Genomic DNA, 16,681 nt, shown 5'->3' on the forward strand with positions numbered 1-16,681 from the left:
AAGCGTTGTGGGCATATTGATGAGTGATATTTTTATTGTAGTATGCAGGTAAGATTTATGATCTATACCTGCATGGTAAGGAAAGGGCTAATATCCACTGGCAAGTCCGTCACTTCGTGGGTCTGTTGCAGCATTTATTGTGCCAAGCTGATAGTTTACTGAAATTGCGCCCGCATGTCCCATAAGGTCGGAATAGCTTTCTAAGACTTCGATAGGATGCCCACGATGTTCCAGTTCTTGAATAGTATCTGCATTAATACGATTTTCTACTTTTAAGTTATTAGATGCCATACCCCATGTACGTCCATAGAGCCATCTAGGTGCTGCAACTGCTTCTTGTACAGTCATTTTATAGTCAATAACACGCGTGACAATTGCAGCTTGCGTTTGTGGTTGTCCTTCACCACCCATTGTACCGTAGATAAGAGTTGGTCGTTGTTCATTATCTAATAGCATTGCTGCATTTAATGTATGGAAAGTACGTTTTTTAGGTTGTAAACAATTGATGTGTGTCTTGTCTAGTGAGAAAAAACTTCCTCTATTTTGTAGTAAAACACCAGTTCCCTCTGGAACGATGGCAGAACCAAAGTCATGATAAATACTTTGAATGAGAGAGACACTATTTCCATCTTCATCTATAACGCCTAGCCAAACTGTATCTCCTTTTGGGTCTAGAGCAGCTTGGTTTTTTGCTGCTAAATCCATCTTAATGCGTTCAGCTTGCGCCTTTGCATGGCTTTTAGAAAGGAGTTCACTTATAGGAATATGAGCAAAGTCAGGGTCTGTGAGGTATTTATCTCTATCAATAAAAGCTTCTTTAGTGGATTCAACAATTAGATGATAATAGTCGGCTGAACCCTCAGCAATATTTTCTAAATTAAACTGATTAAGTATGTTTAAGACTTCTAAAGAGGTAATACCTTGTGTGTTTGGAGGAAGGTTATAAGCAGTATAGTTTCTGTATGTTGTGGAGATAGGATTAACCCAATTTGCTTGATGATTTTTGAAGTCCTTAAGGGTGAGTACACCATCATTTTTAGATAAGTCAGCAATAATTTTTTCAGCAATACTTCCTGTATAAAATGCTTCTGCACCTTCAGTGGCAATCGTTTTAAGTGTTTGTGCAAGATCAGGTTGCTTAAATATCTCACCAATTTTGTAGAGCGCTCCATTTTCTTTTAGATAGGTCTTTTTAAATGAAGAAAATCGCTGTAAGTAACGAGCATTTTTATCGCCTGAATCGGTATTTATTTCTAACCATTTTTCAAAAGAGGGTGTAACGGCACAGCCTTTTTTTGCATACATAATGGGTTTATTAAATAAATCTTTCCACTCTAAGCCTGTATTTAAGAAGTGTTTTTTTGCATATGTATGTGCTAAATCCCAGCCTGATACGACTCCGGGAACGGTGTTTGCTGCAAAATAGCCTCTACTAGGAATACTATTGAAGCCTCTAGCTTTGTAAAAATCGATGGTTGCTTTTTCACCTGAACGACCACTGGCATTAATGGCATTGACTGTTTTATTTTTAGCATTATAGATAAGCCAAAAGTTATCCCCACCTATTGAGTTCATATGTGGATAAACGACGGCAAGTGTTGCTGATGCTGCAATCGCTGCATCAATTGCATTACCTCCTTTTTGGAGAATTTCAATAGCAGCTTGAGTTGCCAAATAGTGTGGTGTAGTGACAGCGGCATTGGTTAGAATTGGGTTTTGACATGTCGATGGTGTAGCACAGTATTTCCCTGAAGATGAATGGCTCATTTTGTTTTCTTTTTTGGTGCTTTGATGAATTTTGCTATTCATAATAGGTTGGCTCATTCAAATATATTTATTATTTTTTAAAGCAAAAAGTGTACCAATAATATTTTAAATATAAGTAAACAAAGGTAAATTCTATGATTTACCTTTGTTGATGTTAAGACTATATAGTTCTCTCTAGAAGATGAGATTGGTGCTCAGATTCAACCTCTGCAATAAGAGATTGGTACTTCTTTTCAATTTCTTCTGCATTTTCTTTAAGCATAGCAATCAGTTTTTGTGTATTCACAAATTCAAATCGATTTTTTGAACCGACGACAGTAAGTGCAACAGGTGCAAGTTTTGCTGAGTAACGAACAGGAACTGCAAGACCTGAATAAGCAGGGTCAATTTCACCTTGAGAAAAATAGTAGCCTTGCTTTTTAATTTTTTTTAGACGCTGTATAAAGCTAGCCTCATCATTTGCAAAACCTACATTTGAAAGTTCTTGAGTATGTCTCTCGTAAAATGATTGCAAACCTTGCTTATTTAAATGCGAAATAATAATTTTAGGTGATGAGCCAATATATGCAGGTCGTGGACTACCACGCCCGTAAGATAAAACCATATTTCCTTTAAATGACTCGCCATGTAGGTCGATACAATAGTCATGGTTTAAAAAAGTCAGTAAGCAATTTAATTCTGTACGTTCAGCAATTTCCTTCATAAAAGGAATACTAATTTGTACTAGTGGATCTGTAGTACGAGAAATATAGTCAAGAACAGCAATCTTAGGACCAAGCGTGTAATCACCAGATGTGCCACTGAGGCGCTGTAATAAATCTGCTGAAACAAGTTCTTTTAAATAGCGGTAGCTTGTTGGACGAGAAAGACCAAGTTCTTCACTAATGATATCGACATTAATGACATGACGAGATACTGAGAAGAGATCCAGTACAGTTAAAATTTTCCCAAAACTTGTAATAGCCATAAGACATGCTATTCCTAAAAAATAATATTACGATTCTAAGTAAAATGTTTTAGCACAAAAAGAACTTCTCTTCAAACTTAAAAATATCTATATTATCATATTAAGATATTATTATTGACTATTTTAAAAATATTTGAAAAAATTGATAATATAAATATCGAATCAAGACAGTGCTAAAATCTAAGGTTCTTTTAGATATTGCGTACTGTCCCATCAAAAGTTACCTATACATTTAAAAATCATGGTCAAGACCTAGAGTTGTATAACCCTCTAGGTCTAGAAGACTATTTTTGGCATATTTATCGAGATTCTATTCAGATGAGTGTTATAGAGGTTAGGCATGCAACTTATTAAACAGCTCTTGGCATTTAGACCAAGTAGATTAGATTTAATTTTTGCAATTAAGACCTATATTGCAGCAATACTGGCGTTATATATTTCATTTTCTTTAGATTTGCTCAATCCGATGTGGTCTATTGGTACAGTAATTATTGTATCTAACCCTTTTTCTGGAATGGTTTCATCTAAGGCACTTTATCGTCTTGCTGGAACAGCCATTGGAGCAATCGTTGCAATCATTTTTATGCCTAATCTTATCAATACACCTTGGCTATTTGCTTGTGTAATAGCAGGATGGGTAGGGTTTTGTCTATATATTTCCTTACTTGATCGTACGCCTAGAAGTTATATGTTAATGCTTTCAGGTTATACGGTCGCAATGATTGTATTTAACTCCATTAATAATATTGATATACATAGTATTTTTGATATTGCTCTCGCCAGATTTTTGGAAATTGCGATTGCTGTTATTTGTACTGCAGTTGTATCTGCTGTGATTTTTCCAATGCATATTGGCCCTGTTATTCAACAGCGTGTAAATAAAAATTTGGTGAGCATTGAAGATTTATTTTCTCAAATTTTAAAAAATGAAATTGAGAAGAATAACTATACGCAAGCATTAGCATCTGTAACACGAGATATGAGTGAAATTCATGTCTTGGCGGTACATCTGTGGTATGAAAAATCTAAGCTTAAAGGAATGACCAAGCCCTTACAGGAAATGTTGCATCAACTGTCTATGGCTGTAGCCAATTTAGTAGCTATGTCTGAGCGTTTAAAACAACTCGATTTACAAAATGAACAATTCACAAAAAAGATGAATGAAATTGATATTTTGGTGGTCAAATTTTTAAAGTGTCATGAACAATGCAATGAAAAAAATATATTGGCTTTACCTGACCAGTTTGATGAAAAATTTGAATCTTTAATGGATCAACTGACACCTGAACAGAAAACTGTTTTATATAGTTTTAAAATGGATGTGCGCCATTACATTCAAAATGTTCGAATTGTTAAGCTTATTTGGGAAAATATTCAGCGTGGTGAAAAGAAAATTCCTGAAAATATTGTGCCAATAACAACAAATTATCCGAGCTTACACCGTGACCAAGGCGTGGCCATTCGTGGTGGTCTAGCAGCCACACTAAGCACATTTTTAGGCATTGCAATATGGATACTCAGTGGTTGGAAAGCAGGTTATATGTTGGCACAGATGTCAGCAGTATGTGCTTGTATTTTAACAGCAATTGATAATCCAATACCTGCGCTAAAAATATTTTTATGGGGCAGTATTGTATCATCTGGAATTGTCTTTATTTATGCTTTTGGCATTTTTCCAAATATTACTGAATTTTGGGAGGTCGCGGTTGTACTTGCACCGTCACTCATATTTTTTGCCTTGTTGATACCTACGCCTAGTTTAATGGCATTGGGGTTAGTGCTTGGGGTAACGAGTGTGATGTCAATGAACCTACAAAATCGTTATGCAATGGATACGGTTGCATTCTTAGAAGCATCTTTTGGCATGATTTTAGGTGTGCTTTGTGCGCTTATTTCAATTTATTTTATACGGGCGATGTCTCCTGAAAAAACAGCAAGTCGTATTCTTGCCAAACACTACAAAGCAATGCGTGAAGCACTTTATATACCGTATGGCACAAAGTTTCGTATTCATTTGCGTAGCATGATGGATCGAATAGGTATTCTTAATACAAAGCTTGTGCAATCTGAAAACTTAAAAATTGCAATGAATTGGGCACTGATTGAAACCAGTGCAGTTGTCGATTTTGCACGTTTGGAAGAGTTAGCAAACTCTCATAAACTTTCTGTATCTTTGCATCATGCAATTGGAAACTTACAGCAGATTCTTGATGAAACATTTAGAGAACTAGAGGAAACGCTAACGATTTCTAATCAAACTCAGACTAAATTGATGAGCCTACTTGCTCAGGTTGAGCAACTGACCAATGAAAATGGTGATCTGACTATTCAGCAAAGAGTAAAAAGCAGCTTAAATAATATTAGAAATAGTATTTTACATGCAGATGCATCGCATCAAATTCATGTAGGAGAAGTAATGGTATGAGCGATTTTGATATTTATGGTGTTTTTGTACCGAGCTTCTTAGTACAAGCAATTTTAGCTTACATCTTATTTTTATGTGTTGGAAAGGTAACGGAAAAGTTGATACGAGATGGATGGATTGCTTTTTCAGGATTGTTTAACTTGTGTCTGTACTTGCTTTGTTTATTGGGTGTCCATCAAGCATTTGTTTGGTTTATTGTTTAGTTCATAAATTAGGGTTAAAAAAATGAGTTCTTTTGATGTGCGTAAGGCAGTCAGACCTGTAGTGATTGTTGTAATGCTTGTCATTGCAGTATTTACCGTAATTCATCTATGGGACTATTACAATGCAGAGCCATGGACACGTGATGGTCGTGTTCGAGGTGATGTAATGCAAGTTTCATCGGACGTTTCAGGGTTGGTAACTGAGGTTTTAGTACAAGATAACCAAACAATTAAGAAAGGGCAGGTACTTTTTAAAATTGACACAGCAAGGCAGCTGTTAGACCTTGAGCAAGCCAAGTCTGACCTTGCAAAAGCGAGAGCAGGGCTAGCACAAGGTGAAGCAACGCTAGCACAAGCCAAAGCTAATTTAATTAAGTCTGCGGTTGATACACGACTGGCTGACCGCAATGCAACACGCTATGCAAACTTGATGGAAGGAGCAATTTCGAAGAAAGACCAAGATCAAGTGGTTGCAACACGAGATCAAGCACATGCAGAACATACGCAGTTAGAAGCAAGTATTGAGCAAGCACAAGCTAATATTAAACAGCAACATGCTTTAATTGAGGTTGCTCAAAGTAATGTGAATCTTGCACAGTTAAACCTACAGCGTTCTGAAGTTATTGCACCTGCTGATGGTACATTGACGAATTTTAGTATGCGTGTTGGTGATTATGTGAAGACCGGCCAAGCTGTTGCTGCTATGGTAGATCGTAAACAACTTTATGTGGTTGGTTATTTTGAAGAAACGAAGTTAAACCGTATTCATATTGGTGATAAAGCAACCATTGAACTCATGGGTGATGATCATAAGATAAAAGGGCATGTACAAGGTATTGCATCTGGTATTGATGATCGCGAACGTACAGCCAGTTCTTCATTACTTGCCAATGTAAATCCAACATTTACATGGGTGCGTCTTGCACAGCGTGTACCCGTAAAAATTGTGTTAGATGAAGATCCTGTAAATGAAATGGCATTTATGGCAGGTCGTACAGCAACCGTACGAGTTCTTGGGAAAAGTTAAAATTACTCTGAACTAGCAGTAGAAGATGCTCGGAATACCGAGCATTTTTTATGGACGGATTGAGGTAGGTGTGTGATACCAACTTTCGATAAATAATGCTGCTGCAAGGCTATCTGCTGCAATTCCTTTACCACGACCCTGTTTGTGGTAGTTGTCTAGATCATCACGTGCTTCCCGTGTAGTTAGGCGTTCATCAACCATGAGTGTTTCAATATTGGTTTGATGACGTAAACGCCGTGCAAATTTACGTGCACGTAATGAAAGCTCAGACTCTGAATCATCCATATTTAATGGTAAGCCTACTAAAAATAGGTCAGGTTGCCATGTTTTTACCAATTTCAGTAGTTGATCCCACTGAGGAATACCATCTTTCATTGGAAAAAGTGGTAATGGATTTGCAGAGGAGATGGATTGTTGTCCAACAGCCATGCCCATTTTTTGTGTGCCAAAATCAAAAGACATAATCATTTTATGTTGTTCAGGCATGCCCAATCTCCGTAGCTAAGCGGTTGGGGTCAACCCCAATTTTTTTATATGCTGCATCCCATCGGTCATGATAGGGAAGGTTAAAAATAAGATCCATATCTGCATTACACAATAGCCAGTCACCATTTGCCATTTCTTCTTCAAGTTGGTTTTTTTCCCAACAGGCATAACCTAAAGCAATTTGATAACGCCCAACACCTTCATTATGGGCAATGGCATCTAAAATATCTTTACTTGTGGTAATACATACATTTTCGCTAATTGCGATGGACGAATGCCATGTTGGCTGACCAGTATGCAATACGAAGCCCGCTTCGGGACGTAAGGGTCCACCTTGTAAAACCGCATGTGGATGAACATGGTCTGCATCAATTTCTAAATCATTCAGGAGATCTTTTATTTCAATATCTGTGGGTCTATTTAGAATGATGCCTTGGGCACCCTGATCATCATGACGAACAATATAAATGAGCGTATTGTTAAAAAACAAATCTGTTGTTTCGGGAGGTGAAATTAAACAGCGATGGGTTAGATACTTTTTGGTTACCAAAGGCGATCTCCCACAATTTCGTAAATTGAATTTAATGAAGGTGACTTTTTAACATACAAGACTATGGGCTATTCGCCAAGCCTGTAATAGTTATTTTGCATGAAATTTTAACTCTCGAAGCTGTTTAGCATGCTCTAAAGTTGTACTGTTGATTTCAATACCACCGGTCATTCTAGCCAATTCATAAATACGTTTCTCCTCTGAAAGTGAAAATATACAACTACTTGCAGGATTGGTTTGTTGTTTCTGCACGAGTAAGTGGTGATCTGACTGTGCAGCAACTTGTGCTTGATGTGTAATACATAGGACTTGGACATGTTTTGCAAGTCCTGAAAGTAAGCGACCGACAATTTCAGCAGTTCCACCACTGATACCCACATCAATCTCGTCAAATACAATCATTTCTGCTTCTGTTTTTTCTGCATTCATGACTTGCATAACGAGTGCGATACGAGATAATTCACCTCCAGATGCAACTTTTGCGAGTGGTTGAGGTGGAATGCCTTTATTTGCTGTAAAGAGTAGCTGAATTGAACTTAAACCTTCAGCAGTTGCTTCAGATAATCTTTCAAATTTAAACTCAAAATATGCTTCAGGTAGTGCGAGTATTTTTACCTGTTCTGTTAGTTGTTTAGCCAGTGGTATTGCAGCTTCTTGACGCATGCTGTCTAAAGTTTCAGCAGCATCGACAAAAGCCATATGGCTTTGATCAACTTGTGCGGAGAGTGACTCAGGATCTTCTAGTTGCTGTAACTGTAATAATTCATTTTGCCAAGCCTCACCCTCGGATGCGATTTCTTCAGGTTGCAAACGGTATTTGCGTGCAAGTCGATGAAAAATAGCCAGTTCATGGTTAAGCTGTTCCATTCTTTCAGGATCAAAACTTTGGCTATCAATAAATTGACGTAAACTTAAAGTTGCATCATTAATCTCACTTTGTGCATTGAGTAAAGCACTGTAAATTTCATTAAGTTGTTCACTACGGCTAGCATGGCTTTCGATTTTTCTTAATATGTTTGCGAGCTCTTGTGTAATGTTCTGCTCATCTTCATCTAAAATATTTAGACTCTGGCTACAGTCCTGCATAATACTTTCATGATGACTTAGACGATCAAACTCTTGTTCTATTTCTAGATAATTATATTGGGCAACTTCTTCAATTTCTTCAAGTTGAAGCTCTAAGGTTTGAATACGCTGTATTTTACTCGCCTGAGCATTGAGTGCTTCCGCATGTAGACGAATATTTTTGTGCCATGTTTGATATGCTTGGCGAACTGTATTGGCTTGTGAGTGAAAGTTACTGTATCGATCGAGCCACTGTCTTGGGTAAGGTGGTTCTAAAAGTTGCTGTTGGCTATGTTGGCTATACAGTTGCACAATGATACGCCCAAGCTCTTTGAGTTCCGTGAGGCTTGTTGGTCTGCCATTAATCCATGCTTTACTGCGACCAGTTGCAAAAATAACACGTCGTAAATGAATTTCACCAGAGTCATCCGCGAGTTCTCGCTGATTCAACCAGTTTTCTTCAGTTGAACCTGTTGAATAACTAAAGGTCGCCGTTACATCTGCTTTGTCGGTACCGAACCTAACAAGGTTACTATCTGTGCGTTCACCTAAACAAGCAGATAATGCATCTAATAAAAGAGATTTACCTGCGCCTGTTTCACCTGTTAAAACATTAAAGCCAGGCGGAATATCTAGAGCAAGGTGATCTGCAAGGGCAAAGTTTATAAGTGTTAAATGAGTGAGCATAGACGCATCCAGATTGTGCGAAGTATTGTCGTAATATTGATGTGATGATTTTATGTCATCATAATTTCATCATTAAGAAAGATGATACATAAAAACTTGAATCTGCCAAGATTATTTTAAAGAAAGATAATCGTTGTTTGAAATAGTGAGTTAGGGTATTTCAATTTTTCTTTTTAGATACAAATAATATAAAAGTTATCTCGCGTGAAATGATAACATTTTATAGAAAACCAATTGTAATAAATTGGGTCATATAAAATGAATACATTTCTTGCTGATTCAGTAAAATAAAGTGGAGAATATGCATGTCGACGCAGTTTGATCATGTTTCTGTTGTAAAAAAATCTAATGTTTATTTTGATGGTAAATGTATCAGTCATACTGTTCAGTTTGAAAATGGCACAAAAAAGACATTAGGTGTTATTTTACCTAGCGAACAGATTTTAACTTTTGAAGCACATGTTCCTGAAAGAATGGAAATAATTTCAGGTGAGTGCCTTGTGTGGGTAGGTGAAAGTGAAGAGTCTGAGCTATTCCGCGCAGGTCAATCTTTTTATGTTTCAGGCGAAAGTGTTTTTAAAATACAGGCAAAAGAAGTTCTTGATTATGTTTGCCATTTAGAAGGTTAGGTAAACACGATTAATATCAGCTAAAATAATATCAATTGTATGATGAATCCTGTTTTGGTTTAACTAAACAGGATTTTATTTTTTTCTAGTGTTTTTAAAGGTTGTTCATTCATGGCTAAACCAGAATATTATTATGGTGTACATTCTGTGGAGTCGTTACTGGAGTTAGAACCAGAGCGAGTTCTTACATTGTTTACGTTAAAAGGTCGTGATGATCAGCGTTTAAAACATATTGTTGAGTTGGCTGAGCCATTTGGTGTCAGTATTCAAAAAGCAAGTCGTGATACGTTAGAAAAGCTTGCGGGCTTACCTTACCATCAAGGGGTTGTTGCTGCTGTAAGGCCACATCCTGTATTGAATGAAAAAGATTTAGATGAATTATTAACAAAAAAACCTGAATGTTTATTGTTGGCTTTAGATCAAGTAACCGATCCGCATAATCTTGGTGCGTGTATTCGTACAGCAGCAGCAATGGGTGTAGAAGCAGTGATTGTTCCACGTGATAGATCGGCAAGTTTAACGCCAACTGCACGTAAAGTAGCTGCGGGTGGTGCTGAAAAAATTCAGTTTATTCAGGTCACAAATTTGGCGCGCACTTTGGCACATGTGAAAGATAAGTTTTATTATCAGGTTGTTGGCACAATGCTTGATGAGCAAGCTAAACCATTGCCAAGCTGTGATTTAACAGGTGCAGTTGTGATTGTAATGGGCGCTGAAGATACGGGCTTGCGTCCAATTACGCAAAGCCAGTGTGATATTACAACATATATCCCGATGTACGGGCAGTTACAAAGCTTAAATGTCAGTGTTGCAACAGGCATGGCCCTATATGAGGCGACACGACAGCGTAATCAATAATAAGCTGTGTTATAGGGTCAATTCAGATAAAGCTAAATATTTTAGGTGTAATGCACGAAGCTGACCGTATAAAAACTCTTGTGTCGTGTCATTTACTACGATATCTGTAGCACGTTTTTGTTTTTCTTCACGTGTCATTTGTGTCGCAATAATCATTTTAATTTGTTCAATTGATTGTTGGTCTCTTTGGCTTGCGCGTGAGATTTGAGTGGCTTCATTACAATCAATAAGTAATGTACGCTGTGTAAGTGAATCTTGTTGTGCTTCAAATAGTAGTGGAGAAACTAAAATACCGTAAGGTGATTGTATCATTTGAAGTTGATAAGTAATTGAATCCCTAATTTTAGGGTGCGTAATATTTTCTAATACTTGGCGTGCTTCTTTATTTTGAAAGATATGATTTCTAAGTGCCTTTCGATTTAAAGAGCCGTCTTTTTCTAAGACCCATGCACCAAATGCCAGTTCAATTTCTTGTAGCGCAGGTTGTCCTTGTTGGACAACCTCTCTAGCTACAATATCTGCATCTACAACCGTAATTCTCTGCTGTTCAAACCATTGGCTCGCAGTACTTTTCCCACTGCCGATACCACCTGTTAGTCCAATCGTTAGAGGCATTTCATTGTCCTAAGTAGATTCGCATGATTGTTGGCCCCCATAGAAATGCAATCCATCCTGCAATGGCGATATAAGGACCAAAAGCAAAAGGTTGATTCTGTTTTTTTATTTTTAAAAGAATGATACCTATAATTGCCCCCACTAAAGAGGACAGCAAAATAATAAGCGGGAGCATAATTGGCCCCATCCATGCACCAAGGGCTGCAAGTAACTTAAAGTCACCATAGCCCATGCCTTCTTTTCCTGTAATGAGTTTAAATAATATATAAACAACCCATAGGCAAAGGAAGCCGATAAGTGCTCCCCAAATTGAAAGCGTAGGTGATGTATAAAGGCTATAGCTATTCACAGCAAGACCTATACCTACTAGCGTGAAAGTAAAACGATCTGGAAGTAGCTGGGTATCAAAATCGATAAATGTTAATGTAATTAATATCCAAGTGAATATTAATCCAAATATCATCTGTAATGATGCACCAAAAGTGAAAACGACTACGATTGAGCAAACAGCACTGAGTAATTCAATAAATGGATAACGAATACTAATGGGATACTTGCATGAGGCACATTTCCCTTTGAGAAATAACCAGCTTATAACGGGAATATTTTGAAACCAACGGATTGGCTGTTTACAGCTAGGGCAAGTAGATGCAGGGTGATTTAGCGTAAGTTTTTGGTGGTCAATAATAGGCTGATCAGGGTGAAGTAAAGACTGGCACTCCTGTTTCCATTCTTGCTCCATCATTTTAGGTGTACGTAAAATAACGACATTCAAAAAACTGCCAATGCACAAACCGAGTAATCCAACGGTCACATAAAGTAATGTTGGATTTTGTGAAAACATAGAGATAACGTCATTCATTAGACGACTGAACCCATTTGGAAAATTGGTAAGTACATTGCAACGACTAATCCACCGACAAGAATACCAAGAATTGCCATAATTAGAGGTTCCATCATTGCTGTTAATCCATCAACCGCATTGTCTACTTCATTTTCATAATACGTTGCGACTTTATCTAGCATGGTATCTAGTGCACCTGACTCTTCACCAATAGCAACCATTTGGATAGCCATATTGGGAAACTTATCAGCACTACGCATTGCAAATTGGAGTTGTTGCCCTGATGCAACATCTTCACGGATACGCATGACAGCAGACTCATATACGCTATTGTTGGTTGCACGTGCAGTTGACTCAAGTGCCTCGATGAGTGGGACACCTGCCGCAAATGTCGTAGATAGTGTACGGCTATAACGTGCGATAATAGATTTATAAACTAAATCACCAAAAATTGGCAGCTTTAGCATTAAGCGATCTAAGAAGTTTCTGAGTTTTAGGCTACGTTTATAGCTTTGAGAAATTGCAATTGTTCCACCAATAATGACAGCGATGAGAATATACCAGTAGGCTTGCATCCACTTTGACATATTCACAACCATTTGAGTGAAAGCAGGAAGCTCTGCACCGAAAGAGGCAAACATATCTTGAAATGTTGGTACAACTTTAATAAGTAGAATAATGGTGACAATAATTGCAACAATAATCACTGTAATAGGATATTTCATTGCTTTCTTAATCTTTTGTTTGAGTAATTCACTTTTCTCTTTATAGATCGCAACACGGTCAAGCATGGTCTCTAATGTACCTGATTGTTCACCCGATTCGACTAATGAGCAAAAAAGTTTGTCAAAATATTGAGGGTATTTACCGAGTGCATGGGAAAACGTGTTACCACCTTCGATTTCAGATTTTATCCCTAAAACAATATCTCTCATACTTGGGTTATCTAAGCTTTCTGCAACAATTTCAAAGCTTTGAACGAGTGGCACTCCTGCTTTCATCATTGTAGCAAGCTGACGAGTGAAAATAGTAATATCCTGTGTGGAGACTTTCTTTTTAAAGATACCTTCTAAAATATCCTTTCTTTTTTGTCGAATAGATATAACTTGAATACCTTGTTTGCGTAAAGTTACTTTTGCAAGTGCCATGTTACGCGAAGGAATATCCCCTTTAACTTTTATACCTTTACGGTCTGTCCCAGTATAGGAAAAAGTTAACACCTGATCTGTTTTTTTAGCCACAGTTTTCCCCAATAAAAATTATGAATTGCTTGTAACGCGGTGTACTTCTTGTAGTGATGTTAAGCCTGCTATAACTTTTTTAATGCCTGAGCGACGTAGGTTATGAAAGCCCAGTTTTGCAGAAGCATCTGCGATTTGAAGCGCATTGGCATCTTCCATAATTAGTCTTGAAATTTCAGGCGTAATTTTCATGACTTCATATACACCTAATCGCCCTTTATATCCATCTCGACACTCAGAACAGCCAACAGGTTGATAAATAGTAAAATCTTCTTGTAAATCTTGCTCAGTTAGTCCCATTTCCAATAAACTATTTTTAGGAATATCAATAGGTGCTTTACAAGATGGACATAGGCGTCTCACAAGTCGCTGAGCAATCACTAAGTTTACTGATGTAGCAATATTAAAAGATGGTACACCCATATTTCTTAATCGGGTTAGTGTTTCAGGCGCACTGTTAGTGTGTAGTGTAGACAGTACCATATGCCCCGTCTGAGCAGCTTTAATTGCAATTTCTGCTGTTTCTAAGTCACGGACCTCACCAACCATAATAACGTCTGGATCTTGGCGGAGAAAAGATCGTAGTGCAGCAGCAAAACTTAAACCCACTTTATTGTTTACATTGACTTGGTTAATTCCTTCTAAGTTAATTTCTACTGGGTCTTCGGCAGTAGAAATATTAGAATCTTCAGTATTTAAGATATTTAAACCAGTGTAAAGTGAAACAGTTTTACCTGAACCTGTTGGTCCTGTAATCAGTACCATACCTTGCGGTTGGTGTAATGCATCTAAGAATAGAGCTTTTTGGTCTGGTTCATAACCAAGTGCATCAATGCCAAGCATTGCACTAGATGGATCTAATATACGCAGTACTATTTTTTCACCGAATAAGGTTGGCAATGAGTTCACACGGAAGTCAATTGCTTTATTCTTAGATAGTTTGAGTTTAATACGTCCATCTTGTGGTACACGTTTCTCTGAAATATCCATTTGAGACATTACTTTTAAACGTGATGATAGGCGGTTAGCCAATTGTAATGGTGGTGTTGCAATTTGTCTTAAAATGCCATCTACACGATATCGAACACGGTAACTTTTTTCATAGGGTTCAAAGTGTAAATCTGATGCGCCCATACGAATAGCATCTACCAATAGTTTGTTAATATATTTAACAATAGGTGCTTCATTTTCAGGGTCTTGATCAAAATCATCTTGAGATGTTCCATCATTTTCAATTTCTTCGTCAAAACTAATATCAAGGTCATCATCATCAAATTCAAAGTGTGACTCTTCATTGAAGTTCTGTTGAATAGTTTCGATTAATTTATTGTGTTCAACAATAACGATCTCAGGCTGTAAATTACTATTTAAGCGAATTGTATCAATTGCTTCTAAATTAGTAGGATTGCTTACAGCAAGAATAATGCTGTTTGCTCTTTGGAAGAGTGGGATAATACGATAATTGAGAATGTGTTTCTTATCTACTAAATTTTTGGGTAGTAAGCTTGGATCGTATGCTGCAAGATCTAAAAGAGGTTCCCCAAACTCTTTAGAAATTGTCTCTGCAAGAATTAAAGAAGAAAAATTCAGCTTTTCAACTAAGTAGTTAACAATATCTTCACGATTTTTCTTTGCTGTTTCTAAGGCGTCAAACATTTCTTCATCAGAAAAATGTCCATCATCGACAAGTCGACGAACAAACCCTGTTAACCTAGGTGTAACTAAAGGAAGTGCCATAAAAAATAATGCCCAAAATAAATAATACAATCAAAAATGATGAAATCTTAACCATTAATTATACGATTAAGACCAAAAAAGGTATACAATAAATATATATAGTAAAATATATTTACTTCAAAATGATAAAATAAACTGTAAAAAGTGCTAATTAAAATATGATCAAAATGTAGCAAGAAACAAAAAAAAACGCAAAAACTAAAAAACTGTGTAAAATAAGTGCATTCTATTTAAATAAATGAAGAAAGGTGTGTTTATGTCAGCTTCGACTATTGTACCTTGGGTGATTGGGAACTGGAAAATGAACCCAACATTATCGAGTATTCAGGAGTGGACTGAGCAATTTGGTCAATGTTTAAAACAATCAGTAATCTTAGAAGAAAAATGCCATATTGCTGTTGCGCCAACATTTATTGCGCTTTCTAAAGTACAATCAGATTTTTCATTATACTCACGTAAAGTACATACTGTTGCACAAGATGTTTCTCGTTTTGAGGGAACAGGTGCTTTTACGGGTGAAGTAAGTGCAACTTTACTTAAAGATAGTCAAATTAACCATGTAATTATTGGGCATTCAGAACGCCGTGAGTTGTTGGCAGATGATACAGATGTGCTTCGTCAAAAGCTTACGAATGCATTAAAAACAGGATTAACAGCAGTATTTTGTGTAGGTGAAAGCTTAGAGCAACGTGAGCAAGGTGTTGCTGAAAAAGTTGTATTACAACAAATTTGTGATATTGCTTCAGTCGTGAGTGATGCTCAGTGGGAATCGCAAATCATTATTGCTTATGAACCAATTTGGGCAATTGGCACAGGTAAAACTGCATCTGCGCAAGATGCACAAGCTATGCATGCAAAAATTCGCGAAGGTTTAAAACAATTGACTTCTTCAGGTGATAAGATTGCAATCTTATATGGTGGTAGTGTGAAACCTGAGAATGCTGAAGAGCTTGCAACATGTGCTGATATTAATGGTGCATTGGTTGGGGGCGCTTCTTTAAAAGCAGATTCATTCTATAAAATTGCACAAGCTTTTGCTCAAGCAAAATAGGGCAGAGGAAACTTTTTTATATGCATACATTTGTACTTGTAGTTCATGTTTTATTGGCAGTTTCTATGATTGCACTTATTTTAGTGCAACAAGGTAAAGGCGCAGATGCTGGGGCATCTTTTGGCGGCGGTGGTGCTGCAACGGTGTTTGGTGCATCTGGTTCTGGTAACTTTTTGACGCGTTTAACAGGCGTGCTTACAGCATTGTTCTTTGTAACAAGTTTAACATTGGCAGTATTTGCAAAACAGCAAACTAAAGATGCGTACAGTTTAACAACTGACCATCAAGCGCCTATAACAGCACCGGCTACAAATTCAGCAAACACGACAAAAAGTGCGAACTAATTTGTGACAAATACTTTTCTTTTCTTTCATAAAAGAATAGAATGCCTGCAAATGCGGTGGTGGTGGAATTGGTAGACACGCTACCTTGAGGTGGTAGTGCTTTCGGGCGTGGGGGTTCAAGTCCCCCCTTCCGCACCAACTTTATAAGTTGGATATACTTAAAAGGCTTAATTCAAAGAATTAGG

The 16,681-nt window shown here is 37.2% G+C and carries 17 protein-coding genes and 1 tRNA gene; 9 read left to right on the forward strand and 9 right to left on the reverse strand.

Annotated elements, in window-relative coordinates; all coding sequences use genetic code 11:
* Positions 1-87: 87 nt before the first annotated feature.
* Complete coding sequence (gene ggt / locus AC1MPL_RS03520) at positions 88-1,767, reverse strand: gamma-glutamyltransferase (protein ID WP_479764277.1); 1,680 nt, start codon at positions 1,765-1,767, stop codon at positions 88-90.
* Between the two features lie 160 nt (positions 1,768-1,927).
* Positions 1,928-2,734 carry an IclR family transcriptional regulator gene (locus AC1MPL_RS03525; protein WP_479764278.1) on the reverse strand — a complete coding sequence of 269 codons (807 nt, stop codon included), beginning with the start codon at positions 2,732-2,734 and terminating at the stop codon, positions 1,928-1,930.
* 198 nt (positions 2,735-2,932) lie between these two features.
* Between AC1MPL_RS03525 and AC1MPL_RS03530 the strand changes: the two genes are divergently transcribed.
* From AC1MPL_RS03530 to AC1MPL_RS03545, 4 genes are read left to right on the forward strand one after another with little or no spacing between them, the layout of a single operon-like run.
* Positions 2,933-3,088 (forward strand): hypothetical protein, encoded by a 156-nt coding sequence (locus tag AC1MPL_RS03530; protein ID WP_479764280.1) that lies wholly within the window; start codon positions 2,933-2,935, stop codon positions 3,086-3,088.
* The gene (locus AC1MPL_RS03535; RefSeq protein ID WP_479764281.1) at positions 3,075-5,159 is read left to right on the forward strand and encodes an FUSC family protein; all 2,085 of its coding nucleotides are present in this window, start codon (positions 3,075-3,077) and stop codon (positions 5,157-5,159) included. Before AC1MPL_RS03530 ends, AC1MPL_RS03535 begins: the two co-directional genes overlap by 14 nt.
* Entirely contained in the window at positions 5,156-5,362 is a 207-nt protein-coding gene (locus AC1MPL_RS03540; RefSeq protein ID WP_479764283.1) for a DUF1656 domain-containing protein, read from the forward strand. Before AC1MPL_RS03535 ends, AC1MPL_RS03540 begins: the two co-directional genes overlap by 4 nt.
* 22 nt (positions 5,363-5,384) lie before the next feature.
* Positions 5,385-6,389: an HlyD family secretion protein gene (locus AC1MPL_RS03545; protein WP_479764285.1), complete on the forward strand. Its 1,005-nt coding sequence runs from the start codon at positions 5,385-5,387 to the stop codon at positions 6,387-6,389.
* Between the two features lie 48 nt (positions 6,390-6,437).
* Here the strand turns inward: AC1MPL_RS03545 and ruvX are convergent, their stop codons facing one another.
* From ruvX to recN, 3 genes are all read right to left on the reverse strand, one after another.
* Entirely contained in the window at positions 6,438-6,875 is a 438-nt protein-coding gene (gene ruvX / locus AC1MPL_RS03550; protein ID WP_479764286.1) for a Holliday junction resolvase RuvX, read from the reverse strand.
* Positions 6,868-7,425, reverse strand: coding sequence for a YqgE/AlgH family protein (locus tag AC1MPL_RS03555; RefSeq protein ID WP_479764288.1), 558 nt, complete (start codon positions 7,423-7,425; stop codon positions 6,868-6,870). Before AC1MPL_RS03555 ends, ruvX begins: the two co-directional genes overlap by 8 nt.
* A 90-nt stretch (positions 7,426-7,515) precedes the next feature.
* Positions 7,516-9,177 (reverse strand): DNA repair protein RecN, encoded by a 1,662-nt coding sequence (gene recN, locus AC1MPL_RS03560; protein WP_479764289.1) that lies wholly within the window; start codon positions 9,175-9,177, stop codon positions 7,516-7,518.
* A 305-nt stretch (positions 9,178-9,482) separates the two neighbouring features.
* Between recN and ppnP the strand changes: the two genes are divergently transcribed.
* Together ppnP and rlmB are read left to right on the forward strand one after the other, a co-directional pair.
* Positions 9,483-9,806: a pyrimidine/purine nucleoside phosphorylase gene (gene ppnP, locus AC1MPL_RS03565; RefSeq protein ID WP_479764291.1), complete on the forward strand. Its 324-nt coding sequence runs from the start codon at positions 9,483-9,485 to the stop codon at positions 9,804-9,806.
* A gap of 111 nt (positions 9,807-9,917) precedes the next feature.
* Positions 9,918-10,664, forward strand: coding sequence for a 23S rRNA (guanosine(2251)-2'-O)-methyltransferase RlmB (rlmB, locus tag AC1MPL_RS03570; RefSeq protein ID WP_479764292.1), 747 nt, complete (start codon positions 9,918-9,920; stop codon positions 10,662-10,664).
* A gap of 9 nt (positions 10,665-10,673) precedes the next feature.
* Here rlmB and coaE read toward each other — a convergent pair whose 3' ends face one another.
* From coaE to pilB, 4 genes are read right to left on the reverse strand one after another with little or no spacing between them, the layout of a single operon-like run.
* A complete protein-coding gene (coaE, locus tag AC1MPL_RS03575) occupies positions 10,674-11,279 on the reverse strand; it encodes a dephospho-CoA kinase (RefSeq protein ID WP_479764294.1) in 606 nt (201 codons plus the stop codon).
* A gap of 1 nt (position 11,280) precedes the next feature.
* Positions 11,281-12,141: a prepilin peptidase gene (locus AC1MPL_RS03580; protein WP_479764296.1), complete on the reverse strand. Its 861-nt coding sequence runs from the start codon at positions 12,139-12,141 to the stop codon at positions 11,281-11,283.
* Entirely contained in the window at positions 12,141-13,364 is a 1,224-nt protein-coding gene (locus AC1MPL_RS03585; protein WP_479764298.1) for a type II secretion system F family protein, read from the reverse strand. Before AC1MPL_RS03585 ends, AC1MPL_RS03580 begins: the two co-directional genes overlap by 1 nt.
* Positions 13,365-13,382: 18 nt before the next feature.
* Positions 13,383-15,101 carry a type IV-A pilus assembly ATPase PilB gene (gene pilB, locus AC1MPL_RS03590; RefSeq protein WP_479764299.1) on the reverse strand — a complete coding sequence of 573 codons (1,719 nt, stop codon included), beginning with the start codon at positions 15,099-15,101 and terminating at the stop codon, positions 13,383-13,385.
* A 256-nt stretch (positions 15,102-15,357) separates the two neighbouring features.
* Here pilB and tpiA point away from each other — a divergent pair, with 256 nt between their 5' ends.
* The 3 genes from tpiA (at position 15,358) to AC1MPL_RS03605 (ending at position 16,634) form a co-directional block, all read left to right on the forward strand.
* Positions 15,358-16,152, forward strand: a complete 795-nt coding sequence (gene tpiA, locus AC1MPL_RS03595) for a triose-phosphate isomerase (RefSeq protein WP_479764300.1) — start codon at positions 15,358-15,360, stop codon at positions 16,150-16,152.
* A gap of 20 nt (positions 16,153-16,172) precedes the next feature.
* Positions 16,173-16,496, forward strand: a complete 324-nt coding sequence (secG, locus tag AC1MPL_RS03600; RefSeq protein ID WP_479764302.1) for a preprotein translocase subunit SecG — start codon at positions 16,173-16,175, stop codon at positions 16,494-16,496.
* 53 nt (positions 16,497-16,549) lie between these two features.
* Positions 16,550-16,634, forward strand: a tRNA-Leu gene (locus AC1MPL_RS03605).
* Positions 16,635-16,681: the final 47 nt, after the last annotated feature.

The sequence above is a fragment of the Acinetobacter sp. N1-1 genome (assembly GCF_056711485.1).

Bases quoted from the DNA above. Each gene is read 5' to 3' on its own strand.
- ggt (WP_479764277.1), bottom strand. From the start codon at position 1,767: ATGAGCCATTCATCTTCAGGGAAATACTGTGCTACACCATCGACATGT.
- AC1MPL_RS03525 (WP_479764278.1), bottom strand. From the start codon at position 2,734: ATGGCTATTACAAGTTTTGGGAAAATTTTAACTGTACTGGATCTCTTC.
- AC1MPL_RS03535 (WP_479764281.1), top strand. From the start codon at position 3,075: ATGCAACTTATTAAACAGCTCTTGGCATTTAGACCAAGTAGATTAGAT.
- AC1MPL_RS03540 (WP_479764283.1), top strand. From the start codon at position 5,156: ATGAGCGATTTTGATATTTATGGTGTTTTTGTACCGAGCTTCTTAGTA.
- AC1MPL_RS03545 (WP_479764285.1), top strand. From the start codon at position 5,385: ATGAGTTCTTTTGATGTGCGTAAGGCAGTCAGACCTGTAGTGATTGTT.
- ruvX (WP_479764286.1), bottom strand. From the start codon at position 6,875: ATGCCTGAACAACATAAAATGATTATGTCTTTTGATTTTGGCACACAA.
- recN (WP_479764289.1), bottom strand. From the start codon at position 9,177: ATGCTCACTCATTTAACACTTATAAACTTTGCCCTTGCAGATCACCTT.
- ppnP (WP_479764291.1), top strand. From the start codon at position 9,483: ATGTCGACGCAGTTTGATCATGTTTCTGTTGTAAAAAAATCTAATGTT.
- rlmB (WP_479764292.1), top strand. From the start codon at position 9,918: ATGGCTAAACCAGAATATTATTATGGTGTACATTCTGTGGAGTCGTTA.
- coaE (WP_479764294.1), bottom strand. From the start codon at position 11,279: ATGCCTCTAACGATTGGACTAACAGGTGGTATCGGCAGTGGGAAAAGT.
- AC1MPL_RS03580 (WP_479764296.1), bottom strand. From the start codon at position 12,141: ATGAATGACGTTATCTCTATGTTTTCACAAAATCCAACATTACTTTAT.
- pilB (WP_479764299.1), bottom strand. From the start codon at position 15,101: ATGGCACTTCCTTTAGTTACACCTAGGTTAACAGGGTTTGTTCGTCGA.
- tpiA (WP_479764300.1), top strand. From the start codon at position 15,358: ATGTCAGCTTCGACTATTGTACCTTGGGTGATTGGGAACTGGAAAATG.
- secG (WP_479764302.1), top strand. From the start codon at position 16,173: ATGCATACATTTGTACTTGTAGTTCATGTTTTATTGGCAGTTTCTATG.